Annotated in this window: 9 protein-coding genes; all 9 read left to right on the forward strand. The window is 68.9% G+C overall.

Features of this window, described 5'->3' with window-relative positions:
* Positions 1 to 195 precede the first annotated feature (195 nt).
* The 9 genes from ABGB16_RS20935 to ABGB16_RS20975 all read left to right on the forward strand — a co-directional run bounded on the left by ABGB16_RS20935 (position 196) and on the right by ABGB16_RS20975 (position 9,171).
* On the forward strand, positions 196 to 528 hold the full coding sequence (locus tag ABGB16_RS20935) for a hypothetical protein (RefSeq protein ID WP_347669782.1): 333 nt from the start codon (positions 196 to 198) through the stop codon (positions 526 to 528).
* Between the two features lie 473 nt (positions 529 to 1,001).
* Positions 1,002 to 2,408 (forward strand): type VII secretion integral membrane protein EccD, encoded by a 1,407-nt coding sequence (eccD, locus tag ABGB16_RS20940; RefSeq protein ID WP_347669783.1) that lies wholly within the window; start codon positions 1,002 to 1,004, stop codon positions 2,406 to 2,408.
* Position 2,409: 1 nt separating this feature from the next.
* Positions 2,410 to 3,741 carry a type VII secretion protein EccB gene (eccB, locus tag ABGB16_RS20945; protein ID WP_347669784.1) on the forward strand — a complete coding sequence of 444 codons (1,332 nt, stop codon included), beginning with the start codon at positions 2,410 to 2,412 and terminating at the stop codon, positions 3,739 to 3,741.
* 117 nt (positions 3,742 to 3,858) lie between these two features.
* On the forward strand, positions 3,859 to 4,176 hold the full coding sequence (locus ABGB16_RS20950) for a hypothetical protein (RefSeq protein ID WP_347669785.1): 318 nt from the start codon (positions 3,859 to 3,861) through the stop codon (positions 4,174 to 4,176).
* Positions 4,177 to 4,246: 70 nt separating this feature from the next.
* Positions 4,247 to 4,534 (forward strand): WXG100 family type VII secretion target, encoded by a 288-nt coding sequence (locus tag ABGB16_RS20955; protein ID WP_347669786.1) that lies wholly within the window; start codon positions 4,247 to 4,249, stop codon positions 4,532 to 4,534.
* 283 nt (positions 4,535 to 4,817) lie between these two features.
* On the forward strand, positions 4,818 to 5,186 hold the full coding sequence (locus ABGB16_RS20960; RefSeq protein WP_347669787.1) for a hypothetical protein: 369 nt from the start codon (positions 4,818 to 4,820) through the stop codon (positions 5,184 to 5,186).
* A 2-nt stretch (positions 5,187 to 5,188) separates the two neighbouring features.
* A complete protein-coding gene (locus ABGB16_RS20965) occupies positions 5,189 to 8,356 on the forward strand; it encodes a hypothetical protein (RefSeq protein ID WP_347669788.1) in 3,168 nt (1,055 codons plus the stop codon).
* 66 nt (positions 8,357 to 8,422) lie between these two features.
* Positions 8,423 to 8,845, forward strand: a complete 423-nt coding sequence (locus tag ABGB16_RS20970; RefSeq protein ID WP_347669789.1) for a YbaB/EbfC family nucleoid-associated protein — start codon at positions 8,423 to 8,425, stop codon at positions 8,843 to 8,845.
* Positions 8,842 to 9,171 carry a hypothetical protein gene (locus tag ABGB16_RS20975; RefSeq protein ID WP_347669790.1) on the forward strand — a complete coding sequence of 110 codons (330 nt, stop codon included), beginning with the start codon at positions 8,842 to 8,844 and terminating at the stop codon, positions 9,169 to 9,171. Before ABGB16_RS20970 ends, ABGB16_RS20975 begins: the two co-directional genes overlap by 4 nt.
* Positions 9,172 to 9,272: the final 101 nt, after the last annotated feature.

Genomic DNA, 9,272 nt, shown 5'->3' on the forward strand with positions numbered 1-9,272 from the left:
GCCTCCCGGCCGGGCAGGACGTCGACCGTCATGCCGAGCGTCACGGCGAGGCGGGCGCCAGCCCGGCGACGGCCGGGTGTCGCAAGCAACGCATGCCAAGCTGACAATCAATCGCCCGCGGGCCGGCCAGGGATGCGCGGGATGCCCCGCCAGCGGGCTGGTGGCGGCGATCCGCCACGGCCGGCGGGCCCACGCGTGATCGCGACCCAGCAGCTGCGGATCACCGTCGACCGCGACCGGCTGGTCGTGGAGCGGCGCGCGGTCGGTACCTCGGCCGGCTGGACCGAGCATCTCGCGGTCGCCTGGCCGCAGGTACACGCCCTCGTGTTCGACACCCAAGGGCTCGACCCGGTCGTGTCCCTGTTCGCGCTCGTCGACGGCCCCCAGCGCCGGTACGTCGCCGACGCCAACCATCTGAGCCGGCCACAGTGGTCCACCTTCGCCACGGTCGTGGCCGACTGCACCGACGGGCGCGTGGCGATCGACCTTGACCGTCGCGACGATCCACAGGGCTTACGCGACGGCTGATCCGGCCTGCCGTACCGGAGGCCACCGGGTCGCCGTACACGGTCGACCGGCCGCGGACGCCCAGGCGCAATCCCAGACGGACGCCGCCAGGCCGTTGGCGACGGCTGGCCAGGTGCACCTCGTCCCGACGGGGAGCGTTCCGGCACAGGCCCCAGCGATGAGCGTCAGTTTCGCGTGCGTGCTCAGCCAGATCGATTCACGCGTTGGGTCGGTCGTGGGGTGGCTGGACGACCAAGGCGCACCTGGCCTGGCCTGCGAGCAGGGCCGCACGCCCTGGGCGATGCCGACGACCGGCGGGCAGCGTGGCGACAGCCGCGTTCGCCCGGGTCCCGGCCCGCCGGTGGCCGACCCCGCACCCGACCCGGCCGGCCCTGGCGGACAAGGTCTACAGCTCGCGCGGTAACCGCACGAACACATCCGCGGGAGGATTAAAGAGTCGTGAACTCCGGCGACGGTGCAGGCGTGTTCGGGATATGAGCGCCGAGCGCGGGGAACTCTGCCGGCTGCTGGTCGTCGGACCGACCAGCCAGGTCGACGTGAGTCTGCCCACCCATATTCCCTTGGCCGACATGATGCCGGCCCTGCTGAGCGCGTTGGGACCGGACCTCGCCGATCGTGGGCTGGAACACAGCGGCTGGATCGTCCAGCGGCTGGGTGGGCCGGCCCTCGACGAGTCGAGCACTGTCGGGGATCTCGACCTGCTCGACGGCGAGGTCGTCCACGTACGCCCGCGTACCGACCAGATTCCGCCGCTGGCCTACGACGACCTTGTCGATGGCGTCTCGGCCGGCATCCGCAAGCGGTCCGGGCTGTGGCGGCCGCAGACCACGCGGGTCACCGCCCTGTTGCTGCTCGGCGCCTGGCTGGCCGCCTGGCTGGCCGCCGCGCGGATGTGGCCGGGCGCGCCCCGGGGCCCGGTGCTGCTCGCGGCGATAGCGGCGATGTGCTTCGTCGCGGGTTTCGCGGTGGTACGCAGGCTGGCCGACCGGGCGACGGCCGGCATCCTGGGCGCCGCCTGCGTGGCCGGGACGGTGCTCGCCGCGCTGGAAGCGGTGGCGCCGCACTCCCCGCTGGCTGGCGCGGCCGGTGCCTTCGTACCCCGGCTGATCTTCGTGGGTGCCAGCGCCGGCACCGTCGCCGCGTTGCTGGTGGCCGCGTTCGTCTTCCCGCGCACCGGCTGGCGGCCGGTCACCGTCGGCCTGCTGGTGGCGTGGCTGCTGATCGTCGCCGCGCTCCTGCTGCGCACCAGGGCCACGTTGGACTGGACCACGATCGCCGCGATCATGGTCGTCGTCACCACGGCGCTGCGCCCGGCGGTACCGGCGGCCGCCTTCAAGCTCGCCGGGCTCGCCCTGCCGGAGACGCCCGCCGAACCGGCGGACCTGCAGGAGAACATCGACCCGGAACCGGCCGCCGAGGTGCTCACCCGGGCCGCCGCCGCGGACCAGTTCATGACCGCCCTGTACGCGGCGCTCGGGCTGGTCTCCGGGGCCGCGATGGTGTGGCTGGCGGCGGCGCCCGGCTGGGCCGCGCCGCTGGCCGCCTGGCTGGCCGCCGCCGCCCAGATCCTGGTCACCCGCCCGATGACGAGCACCTGGCACCGGTTGGCGCTGGCCGGCCCGGCGCTGGCCGCCATGGCAACCTGGTGCCTGACCGCGATCACGGGCCGGGGTCAGCTCGCCGCCCAACTGGCCATCGGCTGCTGCCTGATCATGGTGGTGGCGTGCGGGCTGGCCGCGCGGATCCCGGTCGGCCGGCGGTTCAACCCGATCTGGGGCCGGATGGGCGACCTGGCGCATACCGCGGCGGTGGCCGCCCTGGCGCCGACCGTCGTGGTCATCACCGGCCTGATCGACGTGATCCGGGCGCGGGTGGGTTGACATGTCGTCGCGTCGTGACCAGGTGGACGCCCAGCGGTACATGATGACCCGGGTGACCGGTGCGCTGGTGCGGGCCGAGCCGGAGACCGCCGAGTCACCGACCCGCCGGGACCGCACCGGCACTATCGCCGGCCTCGTGTTCGCGATCCTGCTGCTGGGCGTGGTCGCGATCTGGGCGCTGATGCCGGGATCGGGCTCGACCAGTTGGCAGCAGCCGCGGATGCTGGTGGTGGACTCCTCGACCGGGGCGCGGTACGTGTTGGTCAACGGCCAACTGCGCCCGGTCAACGACGTGGCGACGGCCACCCTGCTGGCCGGCGGTCGGCTCACCCCGGTCGCCGTCTCCTCGTCCAAGCTCGCCAAGCTGCCGCGGGGCGCGGCGGTGGGCACCCCGGCCGGGCCGCAGGTCCTGCCCGCCGCCAAGCGGGTCAACCGGGGCGTGTGGCGTGCCTGCAGCCGGGGTGCCGGCCGGGTCGTCCTGGACGTCGACGTGCCGGCGGCCCCCGAGCCGTTAGGCGACGGGCAGGCGCTGCCGGTCACCGCGGGCGGGAAGACCTACCTGCTGTGGGGAGGGCGGCGGCTGCTGCTTCCCCAGTCCTGGATGGCCGACGTGCTGGGTCTGGGGATGCTCGTCCCCGTGCCGGTGGCGACCAGCTGGCTGGAGTTGATCCCGTCGGGAGGTACGGTCGGCCCGCCGACATTGGCCGGGGCCGGCGGCGCCGGGCCGAGGGTGGCCGGCCGGCCGACGTCGATCGGCCAGCTGTTCGCCGTGGACATGGGCAACGGCACGGTCGGCCACTACCTGATGACCACCGGCGGGCTGGCCCCGCTGACCGAGACCGAGTACCTGCTGCGGCGGGCCACGCCGGGCGCGGCCAGGGAGACCGCCATCACCGCGGCCGATCTGGTCGCCGCCGGCCAGCGCAGTCCGGTGCGCCCGCTGACCACGATGCCGGCCATCCCGCCCAAACCGCCATCCCTATCGGAGGGTGCCGTGGCCTGTGTGGATTTCGCGGGAAAGGCCGGCGAGAAACCCGCGGTCGTCCTGGCCACCGCGACCGGCATGCCGGCCGGCGGCAGCGGCGGGAAGAGCGCCGTGACGGTACGGGTGACGCCGGGCGGGGGAGCGCTGCTGATGCCTCCGGCGAACGCCGAAACCGATCCGTGGCGGCAGCAGGGCCTGCTCGTCAACGACGGGGGGATCGCCTACCCGATCATGGGCGGTGACTTCACCACCCTGGGCTACTCCCTCAACCAGGCGGTGGTCATGCCCACCGCGCTGGTCGCCATGCTGCCCGTCGGGCCGGCACTGGTCCGGCCGGAAGGGGGGTGAGGCCGCCGGGTACCCGATCGATCCGCGTCGCGGCCCGACTCACCGGCCGGACGCGGCAGGCGCAACCACATCACATGGCTTCCGGCGACGCGCGCCGGATGACAAACAAGGAGAGTCATGGCAATCCCTAACAACGGGATCGTTGCCGATGAGGCGACCATCACCGGCATGGTCATGGCGTTCGCCCAGGCCCAGACCGAGGCCAGCGACAGCTATCGGAACGTCACGGCCGCACAGGGCACCCTGGCCGCCGTGTGGCAGAGCGACGCGGCCGCGGGGAGGTTCCAGCAGGCGGTCAACCAGTGGCTGGCCGGCTTCGCGAAGGTCCAGCAGGGCCTGAACATGCTCAACCAGAACATGGAGCAGTACGCGCAACTGACCACCACGACCGAAGACGACAACGCCATGCGGTCCGGCGGCTGGGCCGCAGCCTGACCGCCGAACGTCCCACCCATAAAACCCGGGCCGACAAAACCCGGACCGACCAACGTTAAGGAGGCCGAGGATGGCCAACTATGCCATCAATCCCGCCGCGGTACACAACGTCGCCGAGGAAATGCGCAGGGAAACCAGCGACCTCGACCGATCGCTGGAAAACCTCCAGCAGCATGTGCGGCGGTTCATCGACGCCAACAACGGCCAGGCGCCGGACGCCTACGCGCAGGCTCAGCAGCTGTGGAACCAGGGCCAGCAGGAAATGCGGCAGGCCCTGGCACTGGGGCAGGCTCGCCTTCTGGAGATCGTCCAGAACTACGTCCTCGGCGACAACAAGGGCGCGGCCATCTTCACCTAGGAGACCGCTGAGCGCCGGTGTCCTGAGCCAGTGCATCTGATGCCTGTCCAGCGAAACTGACGCGACGGATCACCTACCTGATGCAAGCACCCAGCCGAACCGACGCCACACGAGGTCGGGACGGCGATCCTGCCGAGCCGATTCTGGGTCAGATGCACTGGTCCGCCGCAGGTGGACCAGTGCATCTGACCCACCGCTGTCCATGGACTTGCGTGGACCTTGGATTCCCCGAATCAGTACAGCCGAGTCCCCGTTGCGCCGACTCCGTCGAGAGGGATACACGATGAAGAACATCGTCATCAACGAGAACTACCTGCGGAAGCTGCAGGGCGTCTACACCAAGCAGGGAGATGAGATCGACCTGATGTACGGCAAGGACTACGTGTACGGCTCCCTGCCGGATTCGACGGTCGACTTCACGAAGCCGTTCAAGCTGCGCCTCGGCGGGAAGGGTTTCACCGAGGCGGAGGGCCTGACGGAGAGGATCGATACCGTTCGGGCGGGCCTGGCCGCGCGCTTCAAGGGCGCGCGGGGCGAAATCAACATCCTGGAGCTCGGCATCAAATTCCTGCTGGCCGACTCCGATGCCGTCGAGCAGGCGAGCACGTTGAGCGCCGAGCAGTTCGAGTACTTCATGCCCACTGGGAGTTAGTGATGACGAACATCGCGACGTTCGAGGACGCGCTAGCAAGCATTTTGGGGCTGGTACTCGGCGGCGGAAGCGACGGGAAAGAAGGTTCCATCAACAACGAGTACCGACCGCGGACCATCAAGGGCCCCGGCTACTGGCTGGTCAACCAGATCAGCCACCACACCCGTGTCGGCGGTTACATGCCCGATTACGACAAGGACGCCGTCACCTTCTACAAGTGGAGGCAGGACGGGGCGATGAAGCACGTCACCCGCCTGACGGTGTGGGTGGGCGTGACCAACAACAGAACGCCTCAGGGGCAGACGCACAACACCACCGACCCGGGGGACGTGACCAACGCCGCTGGCAACCCGGTCGTCAGGCTCGGCAATGCGTGGGAACGCCTGATCGCCGACCTGCCCAAGGTGGCCGGACCGGGTAAGGCGTTCGACCCGGACTCGATCGGGTCCCTTCGCGAGATCCTGGGCAACCTGACGACCCACGCGATGGGGATCTCGGGTTCGCTGACCGACCAGATCAAGTCGGTGAACGTCAAGAACCCCGAATTCAAAGGCTCCGCCGAATCGGCCTGGATCCGTCGGGTGCAGAACGCGAACAAGTTCCTCGTCGACGTCGATCCCCAGTTCAAAATATGGGACACGACGCTGTCCCAGGTCCAGCAGGCGATGTGGGACTTCATCCACGCGGTGGAGGACACCTTCGACAGGTGGTACAAGATCTACCCGAGCGGCACCTGGCAGCACCCGTACCGGCTCATCGCCAGGATGTTCAACGAGAGCACTCTCCAGTATGGCGACCTGCACGATGGCCAGTCGAACGCCTGGGACCTGGGCCAGCAGTACGCCAACACCAAGCTGCAACAAAACCCAACACGTGGAGGAAAACAACCAGATAAGCCCGTCCTGTGGACGCCGCCGGCGTGGGTGAAGTACCACCCGTTCGAGGCCTTCAGCGTCCCCGAGTGGAACAAGCTGGACCAGCATCTGCGCCAGATGTGGGCCAACCACGCCCTCGAAGCCTTCGAGCCGGCGTTGGCCGCGGCGAAGACCCTCATGTCGGTGTTCGTCGATGCGCGCAACCCGATAAGCATCACCGACCCGAAGCCGGTAGCACCTCTGCCGATGCCCAACGACGTCGGGGCGATGCCCAATGGCTTCCCCAACAATCCGTTCGGGAACATGCCAGACCCCTTCGCCAACTGGGGCAACCCGTTCGCGAACATGGGCAACCCGTTCGCGAACATGGGCAACCCGTTCGCGAACATGGGCAACCCGTTCGCGAACATGGGCAACCCGTTCGCGAACATGGGCAACCCGTTCGCGAACATGGGTAACCCGTTCGCGAACATGGGTAATCCCTTCGCGAACATCGGCGGCGGCATGGGTAACCCGTTCGCCAATGGCGCCATGGACAATCCGTTCGTCAATGGCCCGGGTAGTGCCTTTGTCGGTGGTGGCGGTGCGGATAATCCGTTCACTAATGGTGGTCCGGGTAGTGTCTTTACCGCCGGTGGTGGCGGTGCGGATAATCCGTTCACTAATGGTGGTCCGGGTAGTGTCTTTACCGCCGGTGGTGGCGGTGCGGATAATCCGTTCACTAATGGTGGTCCGGGTGGTGTCTTTACCGCCGGTGGTGGCGGTGCGGATAATCCGTTCACTAATGGTGGTCCGGGTGGTGTCTTTACCGCCGGTGGTGGCGGTGCGGATAATCCGTTCACCAATGGTGGCCCGGGCAGTGCCTTTACGGCTGGTGGCGGTGTGGACAATCCGTTCACCAATGGTGGCCCGGGCAGTGCCTTTACGGCTGGTGGCGGTGTGGACAATCCGTTCACCAATGGTGGCGCGGGCGGTCCACTTGCCGCGGGCGTTCTTTCTCCAGGAAATCTGATCCAAAAGTCGGTCAAGCCGTCTGCTGGCGCCGGTGTGGACAATCCGTTCACCGGCGGCCCGGGCAGCGGCTTTCCGACCAGCGGTTCGCAGGCGAAACTCGGGCTGCCCGAGCCGCAGGCGTTGGGTGATCTGACGCCGGCCCAGTTGGGGAAGCTGGATTCGGCCGGGCTGTTGAACAATGTGCCGCTCACTCCTGAGCAGGCCGCCTACCTGCGAAAGAACGGGATGGCGGCGCCGAACGGCGCGACGAGGCTCGGTCAGCTCAATCCGGATCAGCTTGCCGCGCTGCAAAAGGGCGGGCTGCTGGACCAGACCCCGATCACCGACGCCCAGCGGGCGAACCTCGGGCTGCCCGAGCCGCAGGCGTTGGGTGATCTGACGCCGGCCCAGTTGCGGCAGCTGGATTCGGACGGGCTGTTGAACAACGTGCCGCTCAGTCCTGAGCAGGCCGCTTTCCTGCGGGAGCACGGCATGGCGGCGCCGAACGGCGCGACGAAGCTCGGTCAGCTCAATCCGGATCAGCTTGCCGCGCTGCAGAAGGGCGGGCTGCTGGACCGGATCCCGATCAGCGACGCCCAGCGGGCGGACCTCGGGCTGCCCAACCCGTCGGGGCAGTCTGGCGGGGGCGGATCCGTACCGGGGCTGAGGGAGCCGGGCAAGCTGCAGTGGCCTGACACCGGGCCGACGGCGCCGGTGGACAGAAATTTGTTCCCGACCACGGTCGACGGCAAGGCTGTGTTGCCCACGCCGGGCGCGAGCGGGAGCATCACCCCCCCGGTGCTCGGCAACGTCACCAAACCCGGCGCGGCCGTATTCCCGCACATGCCCGGGGTGCAGGTCGGTACCGGCGGCCTGTCGTCGGTGCCCGGCGTGTCCGGCTCGGCCGGGGCGCTGAGCCCGGACAAGTTGGGGCTGCCCGTCGGCGGCCCGGGTGGGGCCGGCTCGGGTGGGGCCGGCTCGGGTGGGGCCGGCTCGGGTGGCGGCGTGCCCACAGGCACGGTCGCCGGCGCTGCCATGCCGCAGCCTGGCTCGGGCGGTATGCCGTTCATGCCCCCCATGATGCCGGGCATGGGCGGCGCCCCCCACCAGGGGAAGGAGCGTGATCGTCAGCGCAGCACCTGGTTGAAGGAGGACGAGAAGGTCTGGGGTACCGACCCCGACTGTGCGCCGGCGGTGATCGGCCGGCGCGGTCGTGGCACCCGGGTCGAGGACGACGAGTTCGACACGCCTGATGAGCGTCCCGGCACCCAGGACGAGCGCCGCCGGTACCGGGGCCGTTGAACATTGTTTCGCCGAAGTGAACCCGCTGCTACGGACCAGCCGTGAGATGGCAAAGGAGGTAACGGGATGAGCATGTTGGGCGACGAGGAACTGTTGGCCGAGATGCGGGCGGCCCTGGATGAGGTTGAGGCCGAGGCCGACCGGGTACGCCGGCGCGTGGCCCGGTCGAAGACCACTGTGGAGGACAAGAAGAAGGTGCTGTCGGTGACCGTGGGTGGGCAGGGCGAGCTGACCCGGATCACCTTCAACGGGGACGCCTACCGGCGACTCGCACCGGCCGAGCTGGCCGACCTGATCGTGACGACGGCGCGTACCGCTCGCGAGGGCGCCGAGCGGAAGACGATGGCCGGTACCGCCAAGTTGCTGGCCGACCATGCCGGGCTCGGCGACGTCGCGCGGTCGGCCACGACCATGGAGGAACTTTTCGAGGGCGTCATCGGCCTGGCTTCCGGCAAGGATGACCGGCAGCGGGGGAGGGCGGCGTCATGAGTGCAGAAGTGATCACCTTCAACGGGGATGCCCTGGCCCAGCGGGTGGGGTTGCTGGGGGATTTCAGGGATGAGCTGGTTGGGACGATAGACGTGGTAAAGCTCCTCGCCGAGGGCCGGTGGGCGGGGGACGACGAGCAGAGCCAGCAGTTTCGCGCGTTCGTGATGCACCTCCTCGGGGATATCGTGCTCGGGGTCTTCGTTCAACTGGGTAACGGGGCCGGATTCCAGGGCGAGAAGTTGGGCGTTTATCACCAAGTCGGGGAGAACACGGAGGAGACCGTCAACGATTTGGTCCCGGAGATCAGCGGCGGTTATCGCGGCTGATCCGCACTAGAACGAGATGGTCGGAAGCTGGGGTGGCGGTCAGCGCGGCTGACTGATCCGCACTGGGTGCCCCTGATCGGGGGGCAGGAAAGGAGCGCGCG

This window comes from Micromonospora sp. B11E3 (assembly GCF_039871625.1).
Taxonomy (GTDB): Bacteria; Actinomycetota; Actinomycetes; order Mycobacteriales; family Micromonosporaceae; genus Micromonospora.